The sequence below is a fragment of the Knoellia remsis genome (genome assembly GCF_003002895.1).
In the GTDB taxonomy this organism is placed as follows: Bacteria; Actinomycetota; Actinomycetes; order Actinomycetales; family Dermatophilaceae; genus Knoellia; species Knoellia remsis.
Genome location: NZ_PVTI01000002.1, coordinates 195,448 through 222,395 on the forward strand (window position 1 = coordinate 195,448; position 26,948 = coordinate 222,395).

Below are 26,948 nucleotides of genomic sequence, written 5' to 3' on the forward strand. Positions count from 1 at the left end.
GAGGTCGGCGCCCACCGAACGACGGGCAACTCGACGCTAGGACCGGCCGGCTCTGCGCCCGGCAAAGCGGAGGTAAAGACTTGCCGAGGCTCCAGCGGCCGGTGGGCACACGGCATACGACGGCTGCCTAGGATCGGCGGTATGCCGTCGCTCTCGCCGAAGTCGTCCTCGAACCTGCCGCTCGACGTGGCCTCGCTTGACAAGGCCACCATCGGCCTCGCCACGCTCTTCCTCACGTCGGGCACGACCCACCTCGTGCGCCCGCAGGTGTTCGAGGGCATCGTGCCGAAGCTGCTGCCCAACAAGCGCGAGCTCGTCTACGTGAGCGGTGTCGCCGAGATCGCCTGCGGTCTGGGCCTGCTCTTCCCGCAGACCCGCAAGGTCGCCGGCCTCGCCAGCGCCGCCCTGCTCGTTGCGGTCTTCCCGGCCAACGTCCAGATGAGCGCCACCCACGCGAAGCGGGCGCAGCGCCGGGACGACGTCGGCTCGAAGGCGTTCTTCGCCGGGACCGTGGCGCGCCTGCCGCTGCAGTGGCCGCTCATCCGCACGGCCCTGCGCGCCGCCGGCCGCCTGCGCTGACCCGCGCACGCGCCGAGACACAGCCCGTCAGGCCTTCCACGTCAGGTCGGCCTCGTCGAGCGCCGCGTCCCACACCGTCAGGGACGACGGCCCGACGCCGTGCAGCTCGGCGACGTCGGCGCGGCGCCACTCGCTGAGCTCCTCGAGCGTCGAGATGCCCGCGGCCGCCAGCGCCCGAGCGGCCGGGTTGCTCGTGTGCGGCACCGGTGTCCCCATGCGGGCGAGCGTGTCGGCGATGCGCTGCTCGTATGCCGTCCGCAGGCTCGCGAGGTCCGCTCGGTAGTCGGCGATACGGCAGCCAAAACCATTGCGCTTGAAGAGGATTCCCTCGTCGGCCCAGTGCGGGCGGGCCCGCTCCCGCAGCTCCTCTGGGAAGTCTCCCGCCGCGTTGGTGACGCGCCACCACGGCAGCCCACCGGCATACCGGCTCATGAACGAACCCACCTGGCGCGGGCCGATGCCGACGATCCCGGCGATGTCGCCGTAGGACACGACGCGTCCGCGCGGCACGAGCTCGACGACGGTCAACACCCGCTCCACGGTCAGCTCGCTCGCCACGCCTCCACCCTAGGGTGGGGTGGTGACCGAGACCGCCGCCACCGGCTCCACGCAGAGCCTCTGGCGCGACGGTGACTTCCTCCGCTACTGGGGCTCGCGCGCGGTCACGATGGTCGGTTCGTCGGTCACCGCCGTGGCCCTGCCCGTCTTGATCTACGAGCTCACCGGGTCGCCGGCGCTGACGTCTGGGCTGATGGCGACGAGCACGATGTCGATGGCGTTCTTCGGTCTGATCGGCGGCGTCCTCGGCGACCGGTTCGACCGCCGCCGCATCATGGTCACCGCCGACCTCGTGAGCGCTCTCGCCATCGCCTCGATCGTCGTGGCGCACCTCGCGTCAGTGCTCACCGTCGTCCACGTGTATGCCGCCGCGTTCGCCTCCGCGTCCGCGGCCGTCCTCTTCGATGGGTCCAGCGCGGGGGCGCTGCCCTCTCTCGTCGGCCGGTCCCGGCTGCCGGACGCCAACGCGCGGATCTGGGGGACGCAGAGCGTGCTCGACGTCGCGATGCCCGCGGCCGCCGGCCTGGCGCTCGCCATCTGGTCACCGGCGACCCTGCTCGTCGTCGACGTCCTCTCGTTCCTCGGCAGCATGCTGCTCGTGCGGGCCATCCGCGGTGCGATGAGCGGCGTCCGCGAGGTGCGCGGCCGGGCGACGGTGCGCGACCTCTGGGGCGACCTCGTCGAGGGCCTCACCTGGCTGCGCCGACACCCGACGCTGTGGCCCTTGGCGATGGTCTCGGTCTTCGGTGCCGGGTCGGCGGCGGCGCTGCTCGGGCTGATCGTGCCGTGGGCCGACCGCGTCCTCGGGGTCGGCACGAGCGGATGGCGGTTCGGGCTGCTCTTCGGCAGCTGGGCGGCGGGCGCGTTCTTCGCGTCGTTCGTCATGCCCCGGCTCAGCCGCCGCTTCGGCGCGATCCGGATGGCCCAGGTGCTCTTCCCGATGATGACGGTGTTGCTCGCGGTGCTCAGCCGGCTGGACCGCTATGGCCCGGCGCTCGCCGTCTACCTCGCCTACTCCTTCCTGCACGTCCTCGTCATCTCGGCCACCGTGACGTATCGGATGCAGATCGTCCCCGACCGGTTGCTGTCCCGGGTGAGCACGGCGTCGCGGACGATCTCGTGGGGCGGGGGAGCGACCATCGGGGTGCTCGTCTCCGGACAGGTCGCATCGCGATGGGGCGTGCCTGCCGCCCTGCTCGTCGTCGCCGTCGCCAACGGCTGCGCCGCGCTCCTCGCGTGGGTGCCGGCGCTCCGCCACGCGGCACCCACGGCGAGGTACGCGGAATCCGCGTGAACGGCATACGGCCTGCTCGTTATCCTTGGCGCGTCCCACCCGGTTGCACCCGACACACCTGACACCTGGAGAGCCATCGTGGCCATGCGCATGTCGTCCCTGTTCCTGCGAACCCTTCGCGAGAACCCGGCGGACGCCGAGGTGCCGAGCCACCAGCTGCTCGTCCGGGCGGGCTACATCCGGCGGGTCAGCCCCGGCATCTACACGTGGCTGCCGCTCGGGCTCCGGGTGCTGCGCAACGTCGAACGGATCGTGCGCGAGGAGATGGACGCGATCGGCTCGCAGGAGCTGCTCTTCCCGGCGCTGCTGCCCAAGGGGCCGTATGCCGCGAGCGGCCGCTGGGAGGAGTACGGCGACAACATCTTCCGCCTCCAGGACCGCAAGGGCGACGACTACCTGCTCGGGCCGACGCACGAGGAGATGTTCACCCTCACGGTGAAGGACCTGTTCTCGTCCTACAAGGACCTGCCCCTGTCGATCTACCAGATCCAGACGAAGTACCGCGACGAGGCGCGGCCGCGCGCCGGCGTGCTGCGCGGGCGCGAGTTCGTCATGAAGGACAGCTACTCCTTCGACATCGACGAGGCCGGACTCGACAAGAGCTACCAGCTGCACCGCGACGCCTACATCCGGATCTTCGACCGGCTCGGCTTCCACTACGTCATCGTCGAGGCCATGGCCGGCGCGATGGGCGGGTCGAAGTCCGAGGAGTTCCTCGCCACCGCCGAGAACGGTGAGGACACCTACGTTCGCTGCCCGAACTGCGGATATGCCGCGAACGTCGAGGCCGTGCGGGTGCCGGTGCCCGATCCGGTCCCCTTCGAGGGCACGACGACCGCGCACGCCGAGTCGACGCCGGACACCCCGACGATCGAGACGCTCGTGGCGCACCTCAACGCGCACTTCCCGCGGGAGGACGGACGTGAGTGGGCGGCGGCCGACACCCTGAAGAACGTCCTCGTCACGCTCGTCCACCCCGACGGCACCCGCGAGCCGCTCGCCATCGGCATCCCCGGCGACCGCGAGCTCGACGAGAAACGGCTCGGCGCCCAGGTCGAGCCGGCGACGGTGGAAGCCTTCGAGGAGAAGGACTTCGCGGCGAACCCGAGCCTGGTCAAGGGCTACATCGGGCCCAACGTGCTCGGGGCCGAGGGGACGTCGGGGATCCGCTACCTGCTCGACCCGCGCGTCGTCGACGGCACCCGTTGGGTGACGGGGGCGAACTGGCACGGCCAGCACTTCCTCGATCTCGTCAAGGGCCGCGACTTCGGCGCCGACGGCGTCATCGAGGCCGCGGACGTGCGCGTGGGCGACGCCTGCCCCTCCTGCGGTCACGGGCTCGAGGCGGCGCGCGGCATCGAGATGGGCCACATCTTCCAGCTGGGCACGAAGTACGCCGAGGCGCTCGACCTCAAGGTGCTCGACGAGAACGGCAAGCTGCAGACCGTCATCATGGGTTCCTACGGCGTGGGCGTCTCCCGGGCCGTGGCGGCCGTCGTCGAAGGCAACCACGACGACCTCGGCATCATCTGGCCGCGGGAGATCAGCCCGTTCGACGTGCACGTCGTCGCCACCGGCAAGGACACCACCCGCGACCCCGAGGTCTTCGAGACGGGCGAACGGCTCACCCGGGAGCTCGAGGCCGCCGGAGTCTCCGTGCTCTACGACGACCGGCAGAAGGTCAGCCCCGGCGTGAAGTTCAAGGACTCCGAGCTCATCGGTGTCCCGACGATCGTCGTCGTCGGCAAGTCCCTCGAGAACGGCGTCATCGAGATCAAGGACCGCCGCACCGGCGACCGGCGTGAGGTGCCGGTTGCCGATGCGGTGGACATGATCGTCGCCGAGGTCGGGCGGGCCTGAGGCTTGGACTGGGGCCCGGCCGTCGCGTCAGCGCGCGCTGAGCATCGACGTCAGCGCGAGCCGGCGTCGGCTGGGGTGAACGGTGTCAACTCGACCGGGCTCGGGACCGGTCCGCTCACGCCGTCACCCTCGTAGGCGCCGGCGTTCACCGGGCCGCTCAGCGGGACCGGGTTGCCGAACCAGTCACGCGTGACGTCGTCGGCGATGGCCTTGCCGGTGTCGAGGACGGGCGAGGTCTCGTGCAGGCGGTAGCCCTGCGGACCCGTGCCGCGCGCAATGAACCGCGGGTCGGCCGTCATGCCGCCGGGGTTGGCCGGCACGCCCGTGACGTTCCAGAAGGTGTTGTCGGACAACGAGATCCGGGTATTCGGGCGCAGGTTCATGGTCGCGCTGCCCGCCCCCTCCTTGACGACGATGTTGTTCTCGAAGGCGATGTTGTGCGGGCGGGTGGTGTTCTCGTTGATCACCGTCTGGCTCACGCCGTCGCCGATGTAGATCGTGTTGTTGTAGACCTTGGCGTCGCCGATGCTGCCGCTGCACATCTCGAGCCCGCGGTAGCTGTCGTTCTGGCTGATGTTGTAGCGAACGACCGCCCCGGTGATCGTGCCCTCGGCGGTGCAGATGAGCATGAAGCCGCCGTCGTTGTCGTGGCTGTAGTTGTACTCGACGACGGTGTTGTTCGTGCCCTCGTCGATGTCGAAGCCCATGCCGTCGACGGTCGAGTTGCCGCCCGAGGACTCGTTGTAGCGGATGGTGACGTTGTCGGAGTTCCACGGCCAGATGCCGGCGTTCCATCCGGAGGAGCGCATCTGGAACTTGTGGACCTTGTTGTAGTCCATGAGGCCGCCGTCGACCTGGGTCATGACGATGCCGTCTCCGCCGGTGTTCGTCACGGTGTTGCCGGTGATGCGCACGTTGCGGCTCGGCGTCCACGGCGGCAGGTCCGGGCGGTTGATGTCCTCGCGGCCGCGCCACACGCTCGCAACGAGGTTGATGCCGGTGCGGTCGACGTCCTCGATGCGGTTGCCCTGGACGATGACGTTCTCGAACCAGCTGGCCCGCTCGGTGCCGAGGACGCGAAAGTAGAGGCCGCCGCTGCCGTTGGTGTCCTTGGCGTCGTCACCCCATACGTCATGGATGTAGAGGTCGCGGACGACGAGTCCCTCGGCCTTGCCGTAGTTCTCGAGGTCGACGGTGACGCCGCGGCGCTTCGTCCCGGGGTTGGCGGCGTTGGTCACCTCGAGCTTCTCGAGGGTGACCCATTCCATGTTCCTGATGCGGATGGCGTCGGGCGCTCCCTGTCCGTCGATGACCGGTCGCGAGCCCGTGCCGTATGCCGTGAAGGTCACCGGCGCGTCCCTGGCGCCGGTGCCGCTCGGGGCGAGGGTTCCGGCGCACGTGGTGCCGCGGCGGAAGGCGACCGTCGTCCGGGGCCGCAGGGTGAGCGCGTTGACCTGCTCGAGGCTGGTGAACGGACGCTTGGCGGTGCCGTTGTCCTTGCCCGTCGGTGCGGCGGAGCAGTCGACGTGCAGGGTGCGCCCCGGAGCGGCGGCGGAGGGGGAGGCGACGACGGCCACCGGCGCGGCGGCGGCCAGCGCGGCGACGGTGACGGTCACCAAGGGCGCGAGGCGACGGCGGTGCGGGCGACGCAGCCGGTGTGGTGCGCGGGAGAGGACGGGCACAGGAGCTCCTTTGCTCAGAAATGATCGACTCTGCTTGCATCGCCCACTATTCATGCAGAAGTGCGCATGTGGCAACCGAAACATCGGAGTGGTCCGGGCAGCAATAGGCTGAGCCGGTGACTGCTCCGACGCCCGTGTCCTCCGTCGCCGCCGTGATCTTCGACTGGGGCGGGACGCTCACCCCGTGGCACGACGTCGACCTGCCCGAGCAGTGGCGCGTCTTCGCCCGCGAGGTGCACGGCATCCCCGTCGACTCGCCGGAGGTCAGCGAGGTCGACCTTGAGCGGGCCCACGAGCTCGCCGAGACGATCCTCGCCGCCGAGTCGGACGCGTGGAAGCGGGGCCGCGAGGACCACTCGAGCGCGAGCATCGAGCAGATCCTCGACGCTGCCGGCGTCGACGCCGAGGACGATAGGCACCATCTCGCGCTCGCGGCATACCAAGGCTTCTGGGAGCCGCACACGCACACCGACCCACAGGTCCGCCCGCTGTGGGAAGGCTTGCGGGAGAGGGGAATTCGCGTCGGCGTTTTGTCCAACACGATCTGGTCGCGCGAGTACCACCGCGAGATCTTCGCCCGCGACGGGGTGCTCGACCTCATCGACGGCGACGTCTACTCGTCCGAGATCCACTGCGTCAAGCCGCACCCCGACGCGTTCCGGCTCGCCTGCGAGGCCGTGGGTGTCGCGCCCCGTGAGGCGGTCTACGTCGGTGACCGGATCTTCGAGGACGTCCACGGGCCGCAGCAGATCGGGATGCGGGCGATCTGGGTCCCGCACAGTGACATCCCCGCCGCCCAGCGTGTCGAGGTGACGGCCGAGCCCGACGCTCGCGCCCAAGAGCTCCTCGACATCCTCGACATCGTCGACCGGTGGCTCGACGAAGGCCGCGCCGACGCCGATGGGTGAGGTCGAGCTCACGACCGTCGCCCTCATGGCCCTGGCCGGGTTCGTCGCCGGCTGGATCGACGCCGTCGTCGGCGGGGGAGGGCTCGTGCAGATCCCGGCACTGTTGCTCGGCTTCCCGGGCGCGACACCGGCGCAGGTGCTCGCGACGAACAAGGTCGGGTCGGTCGCCGGCACGGTCGCCAGCGCAACAACCTATTGGCGTCGCGTGCGTCCCGACCTGCGGACGGCCCTGCCGATGGCCGCCGTCGCCTACGTGGGGGCGATCGGCGGCGCCTTCATCGGGCTGAACATCCCCAAGGCGGCGTTCAACCCGATCATCCTCGTCATGCTCATCGCCGTCGGCGCCTACACGCTCTTCAAGCCCTCTCTCGGCACGAGCACTGCACTGCGCTGGGACGGCACCCGGCACACGGCGACGGCGATGCTCGTCGGGTTCGTCATCGGGATCTACGACGGCGCGCTCGGCCCGGGCACGGGCTCGTTCATGGTGTTCGCCCTCGTCGGGCTCATGGGGTACGCGTTCCTCGAGGCCAGCGCCAAGGCGAAGATCGCGAACTTCGCCACGAACCTCGGCGCGCTCACCGTCTTCGTGCCCGGCGGGCACGTCATGTGGAAGGTCGGCGCCGTCATGGCGGCGGCCAACCTGCTCGGCGGTTACGTGGGAGCGCGCACGGCGGTGTCGCGGGGGAGCGGGTTCGTGCGGGTCGTGTTCGTCGTCGTCGTGGCCGCGTTCATCGTGCGGATCGGTGGGCAGGTGCTCGGTGTCTGGTGAGTCAGTGCCCGAGGCCCTGGTCGGGCGCGCGGTCGAGGAGCTGCTCGACCGCCTCGCTGCTCTCGTCGACGGCGTCGCGCCCCGTCGCGCCGTGCTCGGCATCGCCGGTCCTCCGGGCGCGGGGAAGACGACGGTCGTGACACGGATCCTCGAGGCGGCCGCCGGGCACTCACGGCTGTCCGGCCGGGTCGCCCACGTGCCCATGGACGGCTACCACCTCACCAATGTGGAGCTCGACGCCCTGGGTCGCCGCGACCGCAAGGGTGCTCCGGACACCTTCGACGCGGTGGGGTATGCCGGTGTGCTGGCTGCGGTGCGCGGCGTGCCGCGCGCGGTTGTCACCGCGCCGACCTTCGACCACGTCGTCGGCGAGCCGGTGCCGGACTCAGTGACGGTGTCCACCGAGGCGGATCTCGTTGTGACAGAAGGCAACTACCTGCTCCTCGATGACGGTGACTGGACGGCCGTCCCCGCGCTGCTCGATGAAGTGTGGTGGTGCGAGCTGGACGACCCGGTGCGCGTCGAGCGGCTCGTCGGTCGGCACGTCGGCACCGGCCGCGAGCCTGGCGCCGCGCGCGAGTGGGTGCTGCGCTCCGACGAGGCCAACGCCCGAGTCGTCGCCGAGGGAGTGGCGCGTGCGGACCTCGTGCTCCTCGACGGCGTCGTCGTCCGGGCGAGGCGACCATGACTCGGGTGCTCCTGCTCGGCGGGACGGCCGAGGCGCGTGCGCTGGCCTCCGCTCTCGTGGCAGGCGGGACCGATGTCGTGTCCTCGCTCGCGGGACGTGTCTCGTCGCCTCGGATGCCGGTCGGCCCGGTTCGGGTCGGCGGTTTCGGGGGCGTGGACGGCCTCGTGCGGGAGCTGCGCGAGGGCGGGTTCACCCACCTCGTCGACGCCACTCACCCCTTCGCCACGACGATGACGTCGCATGCGGCCGCGGCTGCTCGCGCGGCGGGGGTTCCGTGCCTCCGGCTGGCACGGCCCGGATGGTCTGCTCACCCCGACGCGGGCCGGTGGTGCTGGGTCGACTCCTACACCGACGCCCGGGCCGAGGCCGAGCGCCTCGGCACGCGGAAGCCGTTCCTCACGACCGGGCGGCAGACGCTCGAGCACTTCGCTGCCTGGACCGACCGCGAGGTCGTCGTCCGGGTCGTCGAGCCGCTGGACCGGGGTGCGCCGTCGGCGTGGACCGTGCTGCTCGACCGTGGCCCCTTCGGCGTCGAGGACGAGCGGAAGCTCATGCGTGAGCACGGCGTCGATCTCCTGCTGACCAAGGACTCCGGCGGGGACTACACCGCCGCGAAGCTCGACGCGGCTCGCGGGCTCGGCGTGCCAGTCGTCGTCGTGCGACGACCCGCGGTCCCCTCGGGCCTGACCGAGGTGGGCACGGTCGCCGACGTCCTCACCTGGCTTTCCGACTGATTGCCGATTCCGTTCGGTCCGACCGAACGGAATCGGCAATCAGTGGTGCACGGAATCGGCAATCAGTGGTGCACGGAATCGGCAATCAGTGGCGTCGGTGGCGGGCGGCGGCTCTGCCGGCGACGAGGGTGATGAGTGCGACGGTGGACAGTCGACGCAGGTGGGCCGTGGCACGGGGGATGTCGGAGGGCGTGACGGAAGGTCCGTCCCCGAGCTGCCCGCGGTCCTCGTCGACCCCGTCGTAGTGGTTGGTCCCCCCGAGCCGCACGCCGAGGACCGACGCCCACGATGCCTCGACCGGGCCGGCGTTGGGGCTGGGGTGTGCCGGCGCGTCCCGGAGCACCGTGCGCAGCACATGGCCGGCCCGGGTGACCCCGGTCGCGCCGTCATCCGCACCACCACCCGAACCGACCCCGACAGCTGCCAGAGCGGCGTTGAGGGCGACGGTGAGGCGGGCCGGGAGCCAGTTCACCAGGTCGTCGAGGCGGGCGGCCGCCCAGCCGAAGCGCTCGTAGCGGGCGTTGCGGTGACCCCACATCGCGTCGAGGGTGTTGACGGCCCGATACCCGACGAGCCCGGGGACGCCCGCGACAGCGCCCCAGAACAACGGCGCCACGACGGCGTCGGCGGAGTTCTCGGCGATGCTCTCGACGCAGGCGCGGGCGATCCCGTCACCGTCGAGCCTGCTCGGGTCGCGGCCGACGAGGTTGCGGATGCGTGCCCTGGCGCCCGACAGGTCAGGCTCGGTGAGGAGTGTGCCGATGGCCTCGCCCTCCCTTTCGAGAGACCGTCCCCCGAGCACCGCCCAGGTGGCGACGGTGGCGGTGACGGCCCGCATCGTCGGGGGGAGTCGTCGCTCCAGCAGGGCAGTGCCGGCGACCGCCGCCACGAGGCCACCCGCGAGCAACCCTCCGCGAACGCGGCGAGGTGCGTAGCCGCGCTCCTCGACAGCGGCAGCGACCCGGCCGAAACCGGCGACCGGGTGCCCCCGTCGGGGGTCGCCGAGCACCCGGTCCGCGGCGAAGCCCACAAGCAGCCCGATCGCAACCGGGTCGAGACGAGTTGAGGCCGGGGACCGGCTCACGTGGGCTCCCGGAGGGGGAGGACGTGGCCGGCGACGACGAGCAGCACCCGGTCGCTCGCGCGGGCCACGTCCTGGTTGAGGCGGCCGAGCTCGTCGGCGAAGACCCGGCCCGAGCGATGCGCGGGGACCACGCCCCAGCCGACCTCGTTGGTGACGGCGACGACGTCGTGGGGGCACCGGGCCCAGGCGTCGACAACGGCACGGGTGCGTTCGTGCAGCGCCGGCTGCCATGCCTCGCGCGGCCGGTCCCAGGCGTCGAGCTCGTCGAGGACACCGGTGAGCCAGGTGCCGAGGCAGTCCACGAGCGCCGGCCCGGTCAGCGCGTCGACCGCCCCCGCCAGGTCGCTGGTCTCGACCGTGGTCCAGGCCGGGGGTCGACGGGCCCGGTGGGTGGCGATGCGATCGGCCCAGTCCGGGTCGTCCGCGGTCGGTCCGGTCGCGACATAGGTGACAGCCGCGTCCGACCCTGCAGCCTGCGACGCCAGTCGTTCGGCGATGACCGACTTCCCGGAGCGGACGCCTCCGGTCACGAGGGTGCGCACGTCACCACCGCCCCGAGGAGAGGGCGACGAGGATCGCGGTGAGGGCCAGCTCGATGCTGGCGCCCATGACGTCTCCGCTCACCCCGCCGAAGGCCCGGCGGCAGGTGCGCAGCACCTGGGCCACCACGATCGTTGCGACGACGGTCGCCGTCAGACCAGCCCACGGTTCGAGTCCCGCGGCAGTCGTCGCCGAGGCAAGGGTCGCGGCGATCGCCACCCCGCCCAGGGAGGCGGCCCACGTCGGGACCGACCCGGCGACGACGGCGCCGAGCCCGCTCGGGCGCGCGGACGGCATACCGGACCGACAGGCGAGGAGCAGCGCGCCGCGTGAGGCGGCCACGACGACGCCGACGACGAGCCAGGCCCACGGGCGGGTGACGAGCGCCGCTAGACCCGCCACCTGGACAAGGAGGGTGACGACCACCGCGGCCACACCCATGGGGCCGACGTCGCCGCGGCGCATCACCTCGAGCGCGCGCTCGCGAGTCCACCCGGCGCCGAGACCGTCGACCGTGTCGGCGAGCCCGTCGAGGTGCATGGCCCGGGTGGACAGGGCGAGCGCGCCCACGACGAGCGCCGCCGTGACGAGGGCCGGGAGCCCGGCCAGCTCACCCAGCGCGGCGACGACTCCCGCGACGACGGCGACCGGAAGCGCGGCGAACGGCGCCAGCGTCATCGCCCAGCGGGCCTGACGACGCGTCGGCTCCGCCACCGGCCCGACGGGCACGACCGTCAGCGTTCCCACGGCGAGACGGAGTCCAGAAGCCATGTCCGACAACGGTGTTCAGCCTTCGAGAGCGGTGACGACGGGACCGATGACCGTGATCGCCGGAGGCGTGAGGTCCTCAGCGGCGGCGACCGAGGCGATGTCCGAGACGGTCGCGCGGACAGAGCGCTGGCTCGGCATCGCACCGTCCGCGATGCAGGCCGCGGGCGTGTCGGGGTCGAGACCGTGCTCGACGAGGACCTCGCAGATCTCCCCGAGCGCGGCGACCCCCATGAGGATGACGATGGTGAGCCCGCTCTGCGCGAGGGCAGCCCAGTCGGCGTCGTTGCGTTCGTCGCGCGGTCCCACGTGTCCCGACACGACGACGAAACCCTGCGTCACTCCGCGGTGGGTCAGCGGGATGCCGGCCAGGGCCGGGACGGCCACAGCCGACGTGACCCCGGGCACGACCTCGACGGGGAGGCCGTGGGCGACGCAGGCATTCCACTCCTCGCCGCCCCGGCCGAAGACGTAGCTGTCGCCGCCCTTGAGCCGCACGACGTGCTTGCCGGCGAGGGCATTCTGGACGAGGAGGTCATTGATGGCCTCCTGTGGGGTGAACGCGCCGCGCGGGATCTTGCCGACGTGGACGACCTCGGCGTCCGGGCGTGCGTCGGCGAGGGCCGACAGGGGTGCGAGCCGGTCGCAGACGAGGACGTCGGCCTCGCGGATCGCGCGCAGCCCGGCGACCGTGAGAAGGTCCGCCGACCCCGGCCCGCCACCGACGAGCGTGACCCGTCCCGGGGAGGCGTCGCGTGGGGCGTCGAGAGCCTCCGCTGCGTCGGGTTCACGACGAGCAGGGGCCGTCGCGTCGTCGGTCAGCGGGTCACGTACGACGACGTCGAAGTCGGTGAGGTGAACCTCGCCGAGGACCGTGATGAGCTGTCGCCCGGCGAGGTCCTCGAGCGTCGCGCGCGTGGCCGTGTCGGTGGATCCCATCGGTGTCACCGCGACATCGGCACCCTGGTCGGTGAGGGCGTGGACCGTCTCGGCGATGCGGCGGCCGGGCGAGGTCACGAGGACACGCGAGCCGGCAGGCACGGGAAGGGTCAGGCTCATGCGATGCGTTCCTGCGTGGTGAGGACGGTGGCGAGCTCACGCAACATCCCGTCGATCGTCTGCGGGTCCCGCACCGCGATGCGGACCCACTCGGGGCCGAGCCCTGGGAAGGTGTCACCACGCCGCAGGGCATAGCCACGCTCGCGCATCCGCTCGCGCACCCCGGCGCCGACGGTGACGAGGACGAACGAGGTCTGCGACGCGATGGGGGAGAGGCCGAGGGCGCGCAGCCCCGCGACGAGGTGGTTCCGCCAGAGATCCGTCTCACGGGTCGCCGCCTCCGCCTCGGCCACGGCTGCGGGGGTCGAGGTCGCCTCCATGACGCTCGCCGCGAGGCTGCTCACCGACCAGTGCGGCTGCTGCCGGGCGAGCGCGCCGACCACGGCGGGGGAGCCGACGGCATACCCCGCGCGCAGACCGGCGAGACCCCACGTCTTCGTCAGGGAACGCAGCACGAGGACGCCGTCCATGTCGGGCGAGATGAGCGAGTCTCGTTCTCCCGTAATGGTGTCCATGAACGCCTCGTCGACGACGAGCAGCCGACCGGGTCGCCGGAGCGACTCGAGTACGGACCGTGGGTGCAGCACTCCGGTGGGGTTCGTCGGGTTGCCGATGACGACGAGGTCGGCGTCGTCGGGCACGCGACCGGGCTCGAGCCGGAACCCGTCCGCTGCATCGAGGACGACACGCTCGGGGACGACGCCCGCGCGGCGCAGTGCGGCCTCCGGCTCGGTGAACTGGGGGTGGACGACGACCGGTCGGCGAGCGTCGGTCATGCGCGCCAGCAGGACGAACGCCTCCGCGGCGCCGCTCGTCGGCAGGACCGTGTCCTCACCGACCCCGTGCCGGCGAGCGAGCGCTCGGGTCGCCCCGCGGACGTCGGGGTATGCCGCGAGGTCGCCGATGTGCTCGCGCAGCCGGTTCGCGAGCCACGGCGGTGGTGCGGCGAGCCGGACGTTGACGGCGAGGTCGACCAGATGGGGGTCGGTCTCCAGGTCGCCATGGTGTTCCAGCAGGTCCTCGCCGGGGTCGTGCGCATTCCCGCTGCCCGGGTGGTTGGTCGCAGCGGGCGCGTTCCCGCCGGTGCCACTCTCATTGGTGCTGCGCGCATCGACGACGGACCGGACGCCCGGTGCGCCGGGGTCGACGGAGCGCTCGTGCGGGCTCGCGTGGACAGCCTCGGCGAAACGGAGGCCGAGCTCGGGGTGACCGGCCCAGTGCGTGTGCAGGTAGCTCGCGTGCACGGTGGGCGATCCGGTGCCCGCCGGGTCGAGCGACCAGCCCTCCGGCGAACCGTCCGCGGCCGAGCCGTGGAGGCGCCACGCCGCGCGTTCCCCGTGGCCGGGCGTGGTCCGGGTGCGGTGGAACTCGTGCCCCCGCACCTCCGCCCCGGCCGGTGCGAGCAGGGTGTCCTCCGGGGCTGTGGCCGTGACGTAGCGCAGGGTGAGCCGGGGGTGCATTGCCGCGCGCGCGGGCACGGCGCCGACGAGCCCGTGCCCGTCGACCGCCTCGCAGAGGTAGAGCAGGCCGGCACACTCCGCGACCGTGGGCACACCGGAGAGGACGGCGTCGCGCACGTCCGCGAGGAGACGGCGGTTCGTCGAGAGGGCGCCGGCGTGGACTTCCGGGAAGCCGCCGCCGAGGTAGATGCCGGCGGTTCCGGCGGGCAGCGCGGTGTCGAGGGCCGGGTCGAAGACGACCGGTTCGAGTCCGAGGGCTCGCAACTGCTCCTCGGTCTCGGCATAGCGGAAGGTGAACGCCCGCCCGCCGGCGACGGCAACCCGGCGGGACGGCATACGAGCGCGGTCGGGGAGAGTGACGGGCGACCAGGGCAGGGTGTCGAGATCCGGTGCGGCAGAAGCGATCTCGACGATCGCGTCGAGGTCGATGAGCTCTGCGGTCTGCTCCGCGAGGCGGTCGAGGGCGGCTGCGGCCTCGGGTCGTTCGGCCGCCGGCACGAGACCGAGGTGCCGCGACGGTGCACTGACACCGGCGTCACGGGGGAGCACGCCGAGGACCGGGACGCCGAGCTGCTCGACACTGCGACGCACCTCGTCGGCGTGCCGCGTCGAGCCCGCCTTGTTGAGGATCACCCCGGCGACGCGTACATCCGGGTCGAAGGTGCGCAGGCCATGGACGGTGGCCGCGACGGTGCGCGACGCCGACGAGATGTCGATGACGACGACGACCGGGCTGCGGGTGAGCGTCGCGACGTGCGCGGTCGAGGCCCACCCGTCCGTGCCGAGGCGGCCGTCGAAGAGCCCCATGACGCCTTCGACGACGGTGAGGTCGGCAGGGTCCGGTGTCGCCGCCCCGTGCGCGAGCAGTGGCAGGATGCGCGACTCGCCCTGGAGCCACGGGTCGAGGTTGCGGCCCGGGCGTCCGGTTGCGAGCTCGTGGTAGCCGGGGTCGATGAAGTCCGGCCCGACCTTCGCCCCTGCGACGACGTGCCCCGCCCGGGTGAGCGCGGCCATGACACCGACGGCCACGGTGGTCTTGCCCTGGCCGGAGGCGGCGGCCGCGATGACGACCCGGGGGAGCCTCACCACTCGATGCCCTTCTGGCCCTTCTGGCCCTCGTCGAAGGGGTGCTTGACCTTGGTCATGTCGGTGACGACATCGGCGATCTCGACGAGCCGGGGGTGGGGGTCGCGGCCGGTGATGACGACGTGCTGGTGCCCGCCGCGGCTCGTCAGCACCTCGACGACCTCGTCGACGTCGACCCAGCCCCACTTGAGGACATAGGTGAACTCGTCGAGGACGTAGAGCCCGTGGGTTTCGGCCTCGAGGCGCCGGCGGATCTCGGCCCAGCCTTCGCGGGCGGCCTCGGCGTGGTCCTCCTCCGAGCCGGCCTTGCGTGACCACGACCAGCCCGAGCCCATCTTGTGCCACTCGACCGGGCCGCCCTCGCCGGTCTGCTCGTGCAGCCGGCCGAGCGCCTCGAGCGCCGACTGTTCGCCGATGCGCCACTTGGCGGACTTCACGAACTGGAAGACGCCGATCGACCACCCCTGGCTCCAGCCGCGCAGCGCCAGACCGAATGCCGCGGTCGACTTGCCCTTGCCGGTGCCGCCGTGGACGAGGACGAGGGGGCGGTTGCGCCGCTGCCGCGTCGTGAGGCCGTCCTGCGCGGTGACGGGGACCTGTCCGCGCGGCATCAGGCGACCTTGCCCGTTGTGCGGGTGCCGCGGGTGCGACCGGCGCGCCAGTCCTCGCGCGCGGCGGCGACGCTGTCGACGATGGCGCCGGCGGCGACCTCGCCGAGCGGGACGTGGGTGGCACCCATCCGCGCGGCCAGGTCGGCAGCGAGCCCGAGGCGGAATCGCCCTGTCTCGCAGTCGATCACGACCGACTGGTGCCCGGTGCGGCCCCAGGCGTCAGCGATGGTGCGCGCCCGCTCCAGTGCCTCCGGTCCGGCTGTCGCTCGACCGTCGGTGACGACGACGAGGAGCGGACGTCGCTTCGGGTCACGCAGCTTCTCGGTGGCGAGGACCTTGGTCGACAGGAGCAGCCCTTCGGCGAGCGGGGTCCGTCCGCCGTGCGGAAGCGTGGTGAGCGAGCGCGCGGCCGCGTCGACGGACGACGTGGGATGCAGCGCGACCTCGGCGTCGTGCCCGCGGAAGGTCACGAGGCCCACCCGGTCCCGCCGCTGGTACGCGTCGAGGAGCAGCGACAGCACCGCCGTCTTGACCTCCTCCATCCGCCGGCGCGCGCCCATCGACCCGGACGCGTCGACCGCGAGCAGGACGAGGTTGGACTCCTGCCCCTGGGTCACGGCGGTGCGCAGGTCGTCGGGCCGGACCTCCAGGCGTCCGTATGCCGTCCCGCGCGTCGCGCGGTGCCGCGCGGCTTCGAGGATGGTCGCCGGGAGGTGGGCCCGGCCGCTGCCCGCGGTTGTGGACCCGATGGTGTGACCGGTGCGGGTGAGCGCCCGGCTCCGGCGTCCCTCTGCCCCCGAGCCGAGGCCGGTGAGGGTGAAGGTGCGCGCCCGGAACGGGGTGCCGGCTGTGGCGACTCCGGCGGCGACGGCTCCTCCCGTCGCAGGCTGTTCCGCCTGCTGCTCGGCGTCCGGATCGTCGGTGGTGTCCGTGTCGCCGCCTGGAGTCGACGCGTCTGCGTCGGACGACTCGGCAGGCTCTCGCGGGGCCTCGGGGCGCTCCGAGGGGTCGGGCGACGTGCCGTCGGGGTCGGTGTCAGAGGTGTCGGCCCCGGCTTCGTCTGCTGGGCTCGGCGAGTCCTTCGGCCCGTCACCGGCATCGTCGGCACCTCCGCCGTCCGGGCCACCGTCACCCGGGTCGTCGTCGTCCGGCTCGTCGCCGAGGAGCTGGTCGAGCAGCTCCTCGTCGAGGCCGGGGGCGTCGAAGGGGTTGCGACGCCGGCGGTGCGGCAACGCGAAGATCGCCGCCGCCCGGATGTCCGCCCGGGTGACGCGGTCGCGTCCGTGCCACGCCGCGTGCGCCATCGCGGCCCGGGCGGTGACGATGTCGGCGCGCATGCCGTCGACCTCGAAACCGGCGCAGACGCGAGCGATCGTCGACAGGGCGCGCTCGCTCAGCTCGACGTCCTCGACGGCAGCCCGCGCGGAGGCGACCCGGTCCGCGAGGTCGCGTTGCGCGGCGGCATACGACTGCGCGAAGCCGACCGGGTCGGCGTCGAACGCGAGCCGGCGACGCACGACCTCGGCGCGCTGCTGCGGGTCGCGTGAGGCCGCGACCTCGACGGTGAGACCGAAGCGGTCGAGCAGCTGCGGCCGCAGCTCGCCCTCCTCGGGGTTCATCGTGCCGACGAGGACGAGCCGCGCCGCGTGGCTCACCGATACCCCGTCGCGCTCGACTGTGTTGCGGCCCATTGCCGCGGCGTCGAGGAGGAGGTCGACGAGGTGGTCGTGCAGGAGGTTGACCTCGTCGACGTAGAGGATGCCGCGGTGGGCGTCGGCGAGCAGCCCCGGCTGGAAGGCCGCCTCGCCGGCGCCGAGGGCCTTGCCGAGGTCGAGCGAGCCGATGACCCGGTCCTCGGTCGCACCGACGGGGAGCTCGACGAGCCGAGCCGAGCGCGTGCTCGTCGGCGCGTCCGTAGGGTGCGGGCCGTCGGGGCAGGTGGGGTCGGGCCGAGCCGGGTCGCAGCCGAACCGGCAACCGTCGACGACCGACTGCTCGGGCAGCAGGTCGACGAGTCCGCGGACGACGGTCGACTTGGCGGTGCCCTTCTCGCCGCGCACGAGGACGCCGCCGATCGAGGGCGAGACGGTCGTGAGGACGAGGGCGAGGGAGAGGTCGTCGGCTCCGACGACAGCGGTGAAGGGGAAGTGCGTCACGTCGCGGGTCTCCTTGGGGCGAGTGACCACGCTCGCCCAATCAGCGGCTCACGCCGGGGCACCGGGCGCGAGGGCCCCCGACGACGTCCTGGCTCTCCCGACGGGACGGGATCACAGTGGCGGGACCGCTCCGGAGTTGCACCGGTATTCCTCGCGGGGACCGGCGCCATCATGACACGGACCCCGACACGGTCGGCGAGGCGCTCGACGTCCTTGCCGTCGAGCGATCCTCCAGGCGCGGCGTGGCGTCACGGTCGGCCAGCCCCTGCCAGGTCACCCGGAGCCGGTCAGTGTGCTCCACCCGGGCCGCGACTCCGAAGACCTGCGCCACGAGGTCACTGGTGAGGACGTCCTCGGCGGGTCCGTGGGCGGCGAGCCGGCCGCCATCGAGGACGACGAGGTCGTCGCAGAACGCCGCGGCGAGGTCGAGGTCGTGGAGGACGACGACGGTGCTCATGCCGAGCGCGACGATCGTCGAGAGGAAGCTCAGCTGGTGGCGGACGTCGAGATGGTTCGTCGGCTCGTCGAGCAGCAACAGCTCCGGCCCCTGCACGAGGGCACGCGCGAGGTGGGCGCGTTGCCGCTCACCGCCGGAGAGCGTCGCCCACGAGCGGTCCTCGAGGGCGTCCATCTCGACCCGACGCATGGCGTCGTCGAGGCGGGCGTCGTCGACGGGCACACCGAACGGCCACCGGCCGCGATGCGGCACGAGCCCGAGGGCGACGACGTCGCGCACGGTGAGGTCGAGCGTCGTCGACGGGTGTTGCTCGACGAGCGCGACGCGCTGGGCGCGTTCGCGGCTCGGCATCCGGTGGACGTCCTCGCCGCGCAGTCGGACCGTGCCGTATGCCGGTCGGCGCAGTCCGCCGAGCAGGTGCAGGAGGGTGGTCTTGCCGGAGCCGTTGGGGCCGACGACCCCGGTGACGACGTCGGGCCGCAGGGTGCACGTCACGTCGTCGAGCACCGGCGTTCCGCCGGCCGCCCACGAGAGGCGCTCCGCGGTGAGGAAAGGCTCGCCGGAACGTGCCGACGCAACGGCAGCGGACGGCATACCGGAAACGCCGTTTGTGTGCCGGAGGGGAGGGATGGGTGAGTTGTGCACGCCGGATGTGTGCGGCAGGTCGGCGGTCATGACCGCACCGCCTGTCGACGCAGCAGGATGACGAGGGCTGGGGTGCCGACCGCCGCGGTGACCACCCCGACGGGCAGCTCCTGACCGGGGGAGAGGGTGCGCGCGAGGGTGTCGGCCCAGAGCATGAGCAGCCCTCCGGCGAGCGCCGACAGCGGGAGCACGGCGCGGTGCGATGGACCGACGAGCAGGCGCACGACGTGCGGCACCGTGAGGCCGACGAACCCGATCGGCCCGACGAGCGCCACGGTCGCGGCGGTGAGGAGCGCGCATCCGGTGAGCAGCACCCACCGCACCCGCTCGGTGTGCACGCCGAGCGAGCTCGCGCTGACGTCACCGAAGGCGAACGCGTCGAGCCGGGTGGCGAACCCGAGCAGCCCGACGACGGCGACCACGGTGAGGGGTCCGAGGAGGAGGGTGTCGGCGGCGCGCACCCCGGAGAACGAGCCCATCGTCCAGCGCAGCACCTGGCGGGCGCCGTCGCGGTCGCCGAAGACCATGACGACGCACGAGGTGAACGCTGCCGCGACCTGGCCTATCGCGACGCCCGCGAGGATGGTGCGCCCCGGCGGCAGCGTCCCGGACCGTCCGGTGGCGAGGGCGAGGACGAGCCCCAGGGCCACGAGCCCGCCGACGAACGCCCCGACGGACAGCACGAGGTTCGTCGACAGGCCGGGCACGGTCCAGCCGAGGACGAGCACGGCCACGGCCCCCGCCGCCGCGCCGCTCGAGATGCCGAGGAGGTAGGGGTCGGCGAGGTCGTTGCCGGTGAGCGACTGGAGCACCGCGCCGCACTGGGAGAGCAGGATGCCGACGCACACCGCGAGGACGACGCGCGGCATCCGCATCTGCCAGACGATCTCGTCGGCGATGCGGGTCACGCCCGGTCCGTCGATGAGCCCGAGCCGGCGCGCGACGACCGCGACCGTGTCGCCCGGGGACACCGGGACCGAACCGACGCCGAGGACGAGCACGGCACTGCCGAGAAGCAGACCCAACAGCGCGACCCCCACCGTGAGGCGGGCCGCGGAGCCGTGGCGGCGCGGGGTCATCGCGAGTTCAGCTCGCGCAGCTGGGCGGCGAGCGAGGTTGCTCCGTCGGCGAGCCGGACGCCCGGAGTCGTCTCGCTGAACGGCAGGATGACGAACGCCTCGCGCTGCACCGCGGGCAGCGTGCCCAGCACGGGGTCGCCGCGCAGGTAGTCGATCTTCTGCTGGGCGGTCGACCACGTCGCGTCGGCGAGGACGATGACGTCCGGGCGAGCAGCGACGACGCGCTCCCACGACCCGTCCGCCCACGCACCGGGCAGGTCGGCGAAGACGTTCGTCGCCCCGACGGTGTCGAGGATGACCTGGGGACCACCGTCGCCGGCGCCCACGAACGGGGTGCGGTCGCCGGAGTCGAACCACAGCACGCGCAGCCCCTTGCCGGGCGCCTGCGCCCGCAGCTCTGTCATGGCGGTGCGCTGCGCGGCGATGATGCTCTCGGCCCGGTCCTCCACGTCGAAGACCCGCGCGATGTCCCGTAGCTCGCCCCACACCGCGTCGAAGGTCGCCGTGGCCGGCGGCCCGCTCTTCTGGCAGCCGAACGGGCTGACGTAGCTGGCGATGCCGCGGCTCTTCAGGAGGTCGCGCTCGCCGACACCATCCTTGGCGAAGGCGCTCGCGTAGGAGGCGTAGGCGAAGTCCGCCCGGGTGGCGAGGAACGCCTCCGCAGAAGGGCTCTCCTTCGCGAGCACCGGCACGGACTCGTATGCCGCCCGCCAGCGTGGGGCGATCGCGTCGTCGATCGAGGCGGTGCCGACCATCCGGTCCTCGAGACCGAGCGCGAGGGCCACCTCGGTTGCCCCCTGGTGCAGGGTGACGAGGCGCTGTGGGACCTCGGCCACCTCGACCTGCACACCGCAGTTCGTCAGCCGGGTCGGTCCGGCGTCGCGCGCGGACGAGGAGGGCGTGGCGCCCTTGCCAGCAGCGGCAGCGGCGTCGGCACCGGCGGTCGGGCCCGGGGGAGGGCCGGCGCAGGCGGTCGCCACGAGTGAAGCGGTGAGCAGAGCGAGGATCGCGCGGATGGTTCGGCGGGAGGCGGAGGGAGGTCGCACAGGGCCAGCTCTCTTCGGTCGGGGCCCAGTCGCGAGGCCAACGTCACGGATCCGCCGCTGGCAGGTCTTCGGGCTCGGGATCGTCCTCCCGCGACGCCTTCCCGGTCGATGCCTTTCGGCCCGACTAGTGGCTCGTCGTCGCGTTCGTCTCCCCTACCGCTGCGCGTCAGCTCCGGATTCGGACCGGATTCCCTGTGCACTCTCGTGCGACCAGCGTCGGGAGCAGCTCAACTGCTCGCGGCGAACGTACCAGAGGTGACCGAGGCCCCGCGCCGCGTCGTCGGGCACGTCACGTCTCTGGCCCCCGCTGTCTACAGTGAGCGCGTGATCGACGTCGTCGGAGTCCCCGCTGCCGGGCCCAGCGCCCTCGGCGCGGCGGAGCGGGAGCTCGTCGCCGGGGCCCGGGTCGTCGTCGGCTCGCCGCGGCTGCTCGCGCTCCTCGACGAGCGGCCGGGGCAGGAGCGGCGGGCCTGGCCGTCACCGATGCTGCCCGGGCTGCGGGGTCTCTTCGACGAGACCGGACTCGACGGCGTCGTCGTCCTCGCCACGGGCGACCCGCTCGTGTCGGGAGTGGGCACGACCCTCATCCGAGTGCTCGGCTCGGATGTGGTGCGCGTGCACCCGGCGGTCTCGTCGGTCGCGCTCGCGCGCGCCCGGATGGGCTGGCCGGCGGAGACCGTCGAGGTCGTCTCGCTCGTGTCGTCCACTCCGTATGCCGTGCGCCGGCACCTTGCGCCGGGGGCGCGGGTCGTCGCCCTCTCCGCCGGTGCCCAGACGCCCGGGCGGCTCGCGGCGGTGCTCGCCGAGCTCGGGCTGGGGGAGACCCGGATGACTGTGCTCGGTGACCTCGGGACGGACGACGAGTCGCGCCTCGACTGCGCCGCAACGGATCTCGCCCATGCCGCGGGTGCAGAGGGTGAGCCTGGCGACCCGGCGCGCGACACCAGGAGGCGAGCGGACGGCATACCGGCGCTCAACGTCGTGGCGCTCGAGGTCCCGGACGACGCGCACCTGCCCGGCACGTCACCGGGCCTGCCCGACGACGACTTCACGCACGACGGGCAGATCACCAAGAGCGAGGCCCGCGCCCTTGCGCTCGCGTCGCTCCGACCGCTGCCCGGGCAGCACCTGTGGGACCTGGGGGCCGGCTCCGGCTCGGTGTCGGTCGAGTGGTGCCTCGCAGCGCCGCGCACCTCGGTAAGTGCCGTCGAGCGCGACCCGCAGCGCGCCGCGCGGGTGACCGAGAACGCCCGCCGCTTCGGGGTGCCGGTCGAGGTCGTGGAGGGGGCCTCGCTCGACCGCATCGGCGAGCTGCCCCCTCCCGACGCGGTGTTCGTCGGCGGCGGCGCGAGTGCCGAGCTCGTCGACGCGTGCTGGCGGGCGCTGCGGCGCGGCGGGCGGATCGTCGTCCACGCCGTCACCCTCGGGACCGAGGCGGTCGTCGTGGATGTCCAGCAGCGCCACGGTGGCGAGCTGCGGCGCTTCGGCGTGGACCGGGCCCGGCCCCTGGGTCGCCATCTCTCGTGGGAGCCGGCGCGACCCATCGTGCAGTGGGCCGCCACGAAGCCTCACGTCGCCCCCGCGACCACCGAAACCGCTGCAGGACAGAGGAACTCGTGACCGTCCACTTCATCGGAGCGGGCCCCGGCGCCGCCGACCTACTCACCCTGCGCGCGGTGCGGCTCCTCCAGCAGTCGCCCGTGTGCCTCTATGCCGGCACCTACCTCGACGCAGCCGTCCTCGCGCACTGCCCCGACGGCGCCGAGCTCGTCGACACCCAGCGCCTCGACCTCGACACGATCACGGCGCACCTCGTCTCGGCCCACGAGGCCGGCAAGGACGTCGCCCGGCTGTGCTCCGGCGACCCATCGGTCTACTCCGCGATCGCCGAGCAGACGCGGCGTCTCGACCGGGCCGGCGTGGCGTGGGACGTCACGCCGGGCGTTCCGGCCTATGCCGCGACGGCGGCCGTGCTCGGTCGCGAGCTCACCGTGCCCGAGGTCGCCCAGACCGTCGTGCTCACCCGCGCGCAACGGGACTCCACGGCGATGCCGCCCGGCGAGCAGCTGGCGACCTACGCCGCGACGGGGGCGACGCTCGTGCTGCATCTCGCGATTCGGCACACCCGCCGGCTCGCGGCCGAGCTGGCCGAGTACTACGGCGCGGACTGTCCCGTCGCGGTGGGCTCGCAGGTCTCGCAGCCCGAGGAGCTCATCCTGCGCGGGACGCTCGCCGACATCGCCGACCGCGTCGAGGAGCACGGCCTGCGCCAGGCCGCGGTCATCATCGTCGGCCGGGCGCTCGGCACCGGGGACTTCGTCGAGAGCCACCTCTACGGCAACCGGGTTCGCGGGTTGGGCGCGCCCGAGGCCTGAGCCCGCCGGGCTCTTGAGAACGGCCCTGTCAGTCCACCCAGCGCGGCGTCCAGACCCGCCCGCCCGGGGTGACCCGCGTGCTCGACGCGCCGATGACGACGAGGCAGCTCATGTCGACGGACTCGGGGTCGAGCTCGCCGAGGGTCGTCACCCGCAGCTCTTCGCCGTCGCGGCCGACGTTGCGCGCCACGACGACCACGCGGTCGGCGGGCGCGACCTCGCGCACCGCGTCGAGAGCCTGACCGAGCTGGTGCGGCCTGCTGCGTGAGCGCGGGTTGTAGAGCGCGACCGCGAGGTCGGCGCGCACCGCGGAGGTCAGGCGGTCGAGCAGCACCTCCCACGGCTTGAGCCGGTCGGACAGCGAGATGAGGGCATGGTCCGCGCCGAGCAGGGCGCCCGCCCGCGCACTCGCGGCATGCGCGGCCGTGATGCCGGGGATGACCTGCACCGGCACACCGGCATACAGCTCGTCCTCCGCGGCCTCGAAGACCGCCGCGGCCATGCCGAAGACGCCCGCGTCCCCGCCGGAGACGACGGCGACGTCGTCGCCGGTGAGGGCGAGGTCGAGTGCGAGGCGTCCCCGGTCGACCTCGACGGTGTTGCCGCTCGCGTGCCGGGTGAGACCGACCCGCTGGGGGACCCGGGCGACGTAGGGCGCGTAGCCGACGACGTGGTCGACCCGTCCCAGGACCTCCTGTGCCTCGGGACTCAGCCACGCGTCGGGGCCCGGTCCGAGGCCGACGACGTGCACCGTCCCGATCGTGGGTTCCATTGCGCCACAGTCGTTCTCGTATGCCGTGTGCGCGCCGGGGCGAGACGCGTCCGCTGCGCGTCCGGCCGAGTCGGCGCGCTTGTCCTCACCGGGGACGACGACGATCGACATGTAGGGCACGGTCTCGGCGTCGACCTCGGCGACCGGCACGACCCGCTCGCCGGGTCGGCTCGCGTGCTCGACGTAGACGGCGCGCTCGAGCAGGCCGGCCTGGCGCAGTGCCTCGCGGACACCCTCGAAGGTACGGCCGAGCTTCATGATGACGGCCGCGTCGGTGTCGGCGAGACGCCGGGCCAGCTCCGGCACGGGGAGGGTTCCGGGCAGGACGGTCACCGTGTCCTCGTGCCGGGAGAGGCCGGAGCCGACCGCGGCCGTGGCGGCGGACATCGCCGTGATGCCGGGGACGACCTCGGCCGGGAACTCCTCGCGCAGCAGGTCGTGGACGTACATGAACGAGCCGTAGAAGAGGGGGTCACCCTCCGCGAGGCAGACGACGCTGCGGCCGGCGCTCAGGTGCTCCCGGAACCGCTGCGCGCACTCGTCGTAGAAGTCGGACAGGGCACCGTAGTAGCCGCCCGGGTGGTCGGTCGTGCCCGTCGTCACGGGGTAGACGAGCGGCTCCTCGAGGACGTCGTCACGCAGGTGCTGTGCGGCGATGGCGCGGGCGGTCGACTCGCGGTGCGCTGCACGGTGGTAGGCCACGACGTCGGCCGTGGCGATGAGGGAGGCGGCGCGCAGGGTGATGAGCCCGGGGTCGCCGGGGCCGACGCCGACGCCGTAGAGGTGCCCGGGCTCGGCGACCATCGCACCGAGGGCCGACGCGCTCACGCGAGCTCGTCCTCGGTCGCGAGGGCGTTGAGAGCGGCGGCGGCCATGGCCGAGCCGCCGCGCCGTCCGTGCACGACGAGCCACGGCACCTGCACACCGCCGCCGAGGTCGTGCTCGGCCAGGGCGACCTTGGACTCGGCCGAGCCGACGAAACCGACCGGCATACCGACGACAGCGGCGGGGCGCGGGCCACCGTCGAGCATGAGCTCGAGCAGGTGGAACAGCGCCGTGGGGGCGTTCCCGACCGCGACGACGGCGCCGTCGAGCCGGTCGCCCCACAACGACACGGCGGCGGCGGCCCGGGTCGTGCCCCACTGGGCGGCCAGGTCGGGTACTCGTGGGTCACGCAGGGTGCAGACCACCTCGTTGTCGGCGGGGAGGCGTCGGCGAGTGACGCCCGAGGCGAGCATGTGCGAGTCGGTGAGGATCGGGGCTCCGGCACGCAGTGCGGAGCGGGCGGCGGCGACGACGTCGCGGTGGGCGGCGACCTCGGAGACGATGCCCACGTCACCTGCCGCGTGGACGATGCGCGTGGCGATGGTGTGCAGGTCGCGGGGCAGGGAGCTCAGATCGCTCTCGGCCCGGATCATCGCGAACGACCGGCGATAGATCTCCTGGCCGTCGGTGACGTAGTCGTAGCGTCGCGTCGGTGCGGCGAGCTCGCTCACGGTTCTCCTCGATCTGCTGGTTCGGCCGTCGCGTTCTGTAGGTGGGTCATGGCCTCGACGACGGTCGCGACGGTCGGCGGCGCGACGAGCACGGTGTCGGATGGGCCTGTGCCACAACGCCGTTCGCACCCCACGACGTGCACGTCCCGGGTCGTTGCGCCGGCATCGGACCCGATGGCCGCCGAGGCCGAACGCGCGAGGTCGAGCGTGCGGACGGTCGTGCGCCGGCACGACGGCGCGCCGACACAGGCAGAGAGTCTGGCCCATGCACCGTCCGGCTCGGTCACCAGACCCGCGGCGCGCAGGCTGCCGACGTGGGTGGCGCCGTCTCGCACGACCACCGAGCGCCACGGAGTGAGAACCACCGACGCAGCGGCGTCGGCGAGCGCGTCGACGTGATCCGCATCGAGCATTCCGAGGGGCACGCCCGCGACGACGTCCGAGCCCACCACGCCGGGCCGCAGCGGCGGCGCCGACCGCGGTCCACCCGAGCGACTTATGGCGACTTCGCGCCCCTCCGTGCGCGGGGATTCGTTCGTCGGAACTGCGCGAAGTCGCCATAAATCGGTGATGCGGGCGTCGGGGAGGTCGCGGATGTTCCATGCGCCGACGGGAGCCGACTGCACGAATTGCCGGGCGATGTCGACCATCGCGGCCACCGCGTCAGCGGGCGCGACCTCGCGACGGTGCTCACCGGCATACAGGAACCCCGTCGTCGGCGTGAGCCGCTGGTAGGCGACGTCCCACCTCTCGGCGAGGACCGATCCGGAGGCGTCCGAGAGGGCGAAGAGGAACCGGCCCGGGAGGCGCGCGAGGCCCGGGTCGGCGCAGAGTGCGGCGTCGAACTCCGCGACAAGGCCGTCGAGGTCGCGGGCGAGGGGGGCCGCGAGCACGTTCCGGACCCGTTCGTGGCTCGCCGACGGGAGCAGGCCGGTCGCCTCGACCCCCTCGACAAACGATGACGGCAGCGGATCGGGCAGTGCGCGGAGCTGCAGGTTGCCGCGCGAGGTGAGCTGGACGACGGGCGCGCCGTGCTCGGCAGCGAGGCGCACGACCTCGCGGAGCACCGAGGTCGTGACCCGTCCGCCGGGCAGGCGCAGGCGCACGAGGGCACCGTCGTCGGCGATGAACGGCCGGAGCAGCCCCGGGCAACGGTCTGCCGCAGCGCGATCGGAGGACGGGTCGGACACGGCGGTCACAGTACGCGGCCCGACCGCTAGGCTGCCCACGGCTGCGAGT

The 26,948-nt window shown here is 72.8% G+C and carries 24 protein-coding genes and 2 riboswitches; of the genes, 9 read left to right on the forward strand and 15 right to left on the reverse strand.

Annotated features, from left to right (window positions below):
- The first annotated feature begins 141 nt into the window (after positions 1–141).
- Positions 142–579 (forward strand): DoxX family protein, encoded by a 438-nt coding sequence (locus BCF74_RS02250; RefSeq protein ID WP_106296326.1) that lies wholly within the window; start codon positions 142–144, stop codon positions 577–579.
- Between the two features lie 27 nt (positions 580–606).
- On the opposite strand, the gene BCF74_RS17920 is transcribed toward BCF74_RS02250, so the two are convergent.
- On the reverse strand, positions 607–1,137 hold the full coding sequence (locus BCF74_RS17920; RefSeq protein ID WP_218279181.1) for an MGMT family protein: 531 nt from the start codon (positions 1,135–1,137) through the stop codon (positions 607–609).
- A gap of 22 nt (positions 1,138–1,159) precedes the next feature.
- Between BCF74_RS17920 and BCF74_RS02260 the strand changes: the two genes are divergently transcribed.
- Together BCF74_RS02260 and BCF74_RS02265 are read left to right on the forward strand one after the other, a co-directional pair.
- A complete protein-coding gene (locus tag BCF74_RS02260; protein ID WP_106296327.1) occupies positions 1,160–2,431 on the forward strand; it encodes an MFS transporter in 1,272 nt (423 codons plus the stop codon).
- Between the two features lie 84 nt (positions 2,432–2,515).
- The gene (locus BCF74_RS02265) at positions 2,516–4,291 is read left to right on the forward strand and encodes a proline--tRNA ligase (RefSeq protein WP_245889166.1); all 1,776 of its coding nucleotides are present in this window, start codon (positions 2,516–2,518) and stop codon (positions 4,289–4,291) included.
- Positions 4,292–4,341: 50 nt separating this feature from the next.
- Here BCF74_RS02265 and BCF74_RS02270 read toward each other — a convergent pair whose 3' ends face one another.
- Positions 4,342–5,973 carry a right-handed parallel beta-helix repeat-containing protein gene (locus BCF74_RS02270; protein ID WP_106296329.1) on the reverse strand — a complete coding sequence of 544 codons (1,632 nt, stop codon included), beginning with the start codon at positions 5,971–5,973 and terminating at the stop codon, positions 4,342–4,344.
- Positions 5,974–6,089: 116 nt separating this feature from the next.
- Here BCF74_RS02270 and BCF74_RS02275 point away from each other — a divergent pair, with 116 nt between their 5' ends.
- Genes BCF74_RS02275 through BCF74_RS02290 form a run of 4 tightly spaced genes read left to right on the forward strand, consistent with a single transcriptional unit; the run spans position 6,090 to position 9,075 of the window.
- The gene (locus BCF74_RS02275; RefSeq protein ID WP_245889167.1) at positions 6,090–6,881 is read left to right on the forward strand and encodes an HAD family hydrolase; all 792 of its coding nucleotides are present in this window, start codon (positions 6,090–6,092) and stop codon (positions 6,879–6,881) included.
- Complete coding sequence (locus tag BCF74_RS02280) at positions 6,874–7,653, forward strand: TSUP family transporter (RefSeq protein WP_106296331.1); 780 nt, start codon at positions 6,874–6,876, stop codon at positions 7,651–7,653. The genes BCF74_RS02275 and BCF74_RS02280 overlap by 8 nt, the downstream gene beginning before the upstream one ends.
- Positions 7,654–7,657: 4 nt before the next feature.
- Positions 7,658–8,341, forward strand: coding sequence for a nucleoside/nucleotide kinase family protein (locus BCF74_RS02285; RefSeq protein ID WP_218279182.1), 684 nt, complete (start codon positions 7,658–7,660; stop codon positions 8,339–8,341).
- On the forward strand, positions 8,338–9,075 hold the full coding sequence (locus BCF74_RS02290; RefSeq protein WP_106296332.1) for a cobalt-precorrin-6A reductase: 738 nt from the start codon (positions 8,338–8,340) through the stop codon (positions 9,073–9,075). The genes BCF74_RS02285 and BCF74_RS02290 overlap by 4 nt, the downstream gene beginning before the upstream one ends.
- Before the next feature lie 85 nt (positions 9,076–9,160).
- Here BCF74_RS02290 and BCF74_RS02295 read toward each other — a convergent pair whose 3' ends face one another.
- From BCF74_RS02295 to BCF74_RS02340, 10 genes are all read right to left on the reverse strand, one after another.
- Positions 9,161–10,159: a cobalamin biosynthesis protein CobD/CbiB gene (locus BCF74_RS02295; protein ID WP_245889168.1), complete on the reverse strand. Its 999-nt coding sequence runs from the start codon at positions 10,157–10,159 to the stop codon at positions 9,161–9,163.
- The gene (gene cobU / locus BCF74_RS02300; RefSeq protein ID WP_106296333.1) at positions 10,156–10,701 is read right to left on the reverse strand and encodes a bifunctional adenosylcobinamide kinase/adenosylcobinamide-phosphate guanylyltransferase; all 546 of its coding nucleotides are present in this window, start codon (positions 10,699–10,701) and stop codon (positions 10,156–10,158) included. Before cobU ends, BCF74_RS02295 begins: the two co-directional genes overlap by 4 nt.
- A 1-nt stretch (position 10,702) precedes the next feature.
- A complete protein-coding gene (locus BCF74_RS02305) occupies positions 10,703–11,470 on the reverse strand; it encodes an adenosylcobinamide-GDP ribazoletransferase (RefSeq protein ID WP_106296334.1) in 768 nt (255 codons plus the stop codon).
- A gap of 15 nt (positions 11,471–11,485) precedes the next feature.
- Positions 11,486–12,526, reverse strand: coding sequence for a uroporphyrinogen-III C-methyltransferase (gene cobA / locus BCF74_RS02310; RefSeq protein WP_106296335.1), 1,041 nt, complete (start codon positions 12,524–12,526; stop codon positions 11,486–11,488).
- Positions 12,523–15,072, reverse strand: a complete 2,550-nt coding sequence (cobBC, locus tag BCF74_RS02315) for a bifunctional hydrogenobyrinic acid a,c-diamide synthase/histidinol phosphate aminotransferase CobBC (protein WP_245889169.1) — start codon at positions 15,070–15,072, stop codon at positions 12,523–12,525. The genes cobA and cobBC overlap by 4 nt, the downstream gene beginning before the upstream one ends.
- Entirely contained in the window at positions 15,069–15,683 is a 615-nt protein-coding gene (gene cobO / locus BCF74_RS02320; protein WP_106296337.1) for a cob(I)yrinic acid a,c-diamide adenosyltransferase, read from the reverse strand. The genes cobBC and cobO overlap by 4 nt, the downstream gene beginning before the upstream one ends.
- On the reverse strand, positions 15,683–17,839 hold the full coding sequence (locus BCF74_RS02325; protein ID WP_106296338.1) for a VWA domain-containing protein: 2,157 nt from the start codon (positions 17,837–17,839) through the stop codon (positions 15,683–15,685). Before BCF74_RS02325 ends, cobO begins: the two co-directional genes overlap by 1 nt.
- Positions 17,840–17,924: 85 nt before the next feature.
- Positions 17,925–17,990, reverse strand: a riboswitch (cobalamin riboswitch).
- Between the two features lie 18 nt (positions 17,991–18,008).
- Positions 18,009–18,971: an ABC transporter ATP-binding protein gene (locus BCF74_RS02330; RefSeq protein ID WP_245889170.1), complete on the reverse strand. Its 963-nt coding sequence runs from the start codon at positions 18,969–18,971 to the stop codon at positions 18,009–18,011.
- On the reverse strand, positions 18,968–20,020 hold the full coding sequence (locus tag BCF74_RS02335; protein WP_106296339.1) for a FecCD family ABC transporter permease: 1,053 nt from the start codon (positions 20,018–20,020) through the stop codon (positions 18,968–18,970). The genes BCF74_RS02330 and BCF74_RS02335 overlap by 4 nt, the downstream gene beginning before the upstream one ends.
- Complete coding sequence (locus BCF74_RS02340) at positions 20,017–21,066, reverse strand: ABC transporter substrate-binding protein (RefSeq protein ID WP_218279183.1); 1,050 nt, start codon at positions 21,064–21,066, stop codon at positions 20,017–20,019. Before BCF74_RS02340 ends, BCF74_RS02335 begins: the two co-directional genes overlap by 4 nt.
- 42 nt (positions 21,067–21,108) lie before the next feature.
- Positions 21,109–21,296, reverse strand: a riboswitch (cobalamin riboswitch).
- 94 nt (positions 21,297–21,390) lie between these two features.
- On the opposite strand from BCF74_RS02340, the gene cbiE reads away from it, so the two are divergent.
- Together cbiE and cobM are read left to right on the forward strand one after the other, a co-directional pair.
- Positions 21,391–22,686: a precorrin-6y C5,15-methyltransferase (decarboxylating) subunit CbiE gene (cbiE, locus tag BCF74_RS02345; protein ID WP_106296379.1), complete on the forward strand. Its 1,296-nt coding sequence runs from the start codon at positions 21,391–21,393 to the stop codon at positions 22,684–22,686.
- Positions 22,683–23,441 carry a precorrin-4 C(11)-methyltransferase gene (gene cobM / locus BCF74_RS02350; protein WP_106296340.1) on the forward strand — a complete coding sequence of 253 codons (759 nt, stop codon included), beginning with the start codon at positions 22,683–22,685 and terminating at the stop codon, positions 23,439–23,441. Before cbiE ends, cobM begins: the two co-directional genes overlap by 4 nt.
- Before the next feature lie 28 nt (positions 23,442–23,469).
- On the opposite strand, the gene BCF74_RS02355 is transcribed toward cobM, so the two are convergent.
- From BCF74_RS02355 to BCF74_RS02365, 3 genes are read right to left on the reverse strand one after another with little or no spacing between them, the layout of a single operon-like run.
- A complete protein-coding gene (locus BCF74_RS02355; protein WP_106296380.1) occupies positions 23,470–25,017 on the reverse strand; it encodes a precorrin-2 C(20)-methyltransferase in 1,548 nt (515 codons plus the stop codon).
- A gap of 20 nt (positions 25,018–25,037) precedes the next feature.
- Complete coding sequence (locus BCF74_RS02360) at positions 25,038–25,709, reverse strand: precorrin-8X methylmutase (RefSeq protein ID WP_106296341.1); 672 nt, start codon at positions 25,707–25,709, stop codon at positions 25,038–25,040.
- Positions 25,706–26,899, reverse strand: a complete 1,194-nt coding sequence (locus tag BCF74_RS02365) for a cobalamin biosynthesis protein CobG (RefSeq protein WP_245889171.1) — start codon at positions 26,897–26,899, stop codon at positions 25,706–25,708. Before BCF74_RS02365 ends, BCF74_RS02360 begins: the two co-directional genes overlap by 4 nt.
- Positions 26,900–26,948: the final 49 nt, after the last annotated feature.

What these genes read in the sequence shown, in the direction of transcription:
- BCF74_RS02250 (WP_106296326.1), top strand. Translation starts at nt 142, where the DNA reads ATGCCGTCGCTCTCGCCGAAGTCGTCCTCGAACCTGCCGCTCGACGTG.
- BCF74_RS02265 (WP_245889166.1), top strand. Translation starts at nt 2,516, where the DNA reads ATGCGCATGTCGTCCCTGTTCCTGCGAACCCTTCGCGAGAACCCGGCG.
- BCF74_RS02280 (WP_106296331.1), top strand. Translation starts at nt 6,874, where the DNA reads ATGGGTGAGGTCGAGCTCACGACCGTCGCCCTCATGGCCCTGGCCGGG.
- BCF74_RS02290 (WP_106296332.1), top strand. Translation starts at nt 8,338, where the DNA reads ATGACTCGGGTGCTCCTGCTCGGCGGGACGGCCGAGGCGCGTGCGCTG.
- BCF74_RS02305 (WP_106296334.1), bottom strand. Translation starts at nt 11,470, where the DNA reads ATGGCTTCTGGACTCCGTCTCGCCGTGGGAACGCTGACGGTCGTGCCC.
- cobA (WP_106296335.1), bottom strand. Translation starts at nt 12,526, where the DNA reads ATGAGCCTGACCCTTCCCGTGCCTGCCGGCTCGCGTGTCCTCGTGACC.
- cobO (WP_106296337.1), bottom strand. Translation starts at nt 15,683, where the DNA reads ATGCCGCGCGGACAGGTCCCCGTCACCGCGCAGGACGGCCTCACGACG.
- BCF74_RS02330 (WP_245889170.1), bottom strand. Translation starts at nt 18,971, where the DNA reads ATGACCGCCGACCTGCCGCACACATCCGGCGTGCACAACTCACCCATC.
- BCF74_RS02335 (WP_106296339.1), bottom strand. Translation starts at nt 20,020, where the DNA reads ATGACCCCGCGCCGCCACGGCTCCGCGGCCCGCCTCACGGTGGGGGTC.
- BCF74_RS02355 (WP_106296380.1), bottom strand. Translation starts at nt 25,017, where the DNA reads ATGGTCGCCGAGCCCGGGCACCTCTACGGCGTCGGCGTCGGCCCCGGC.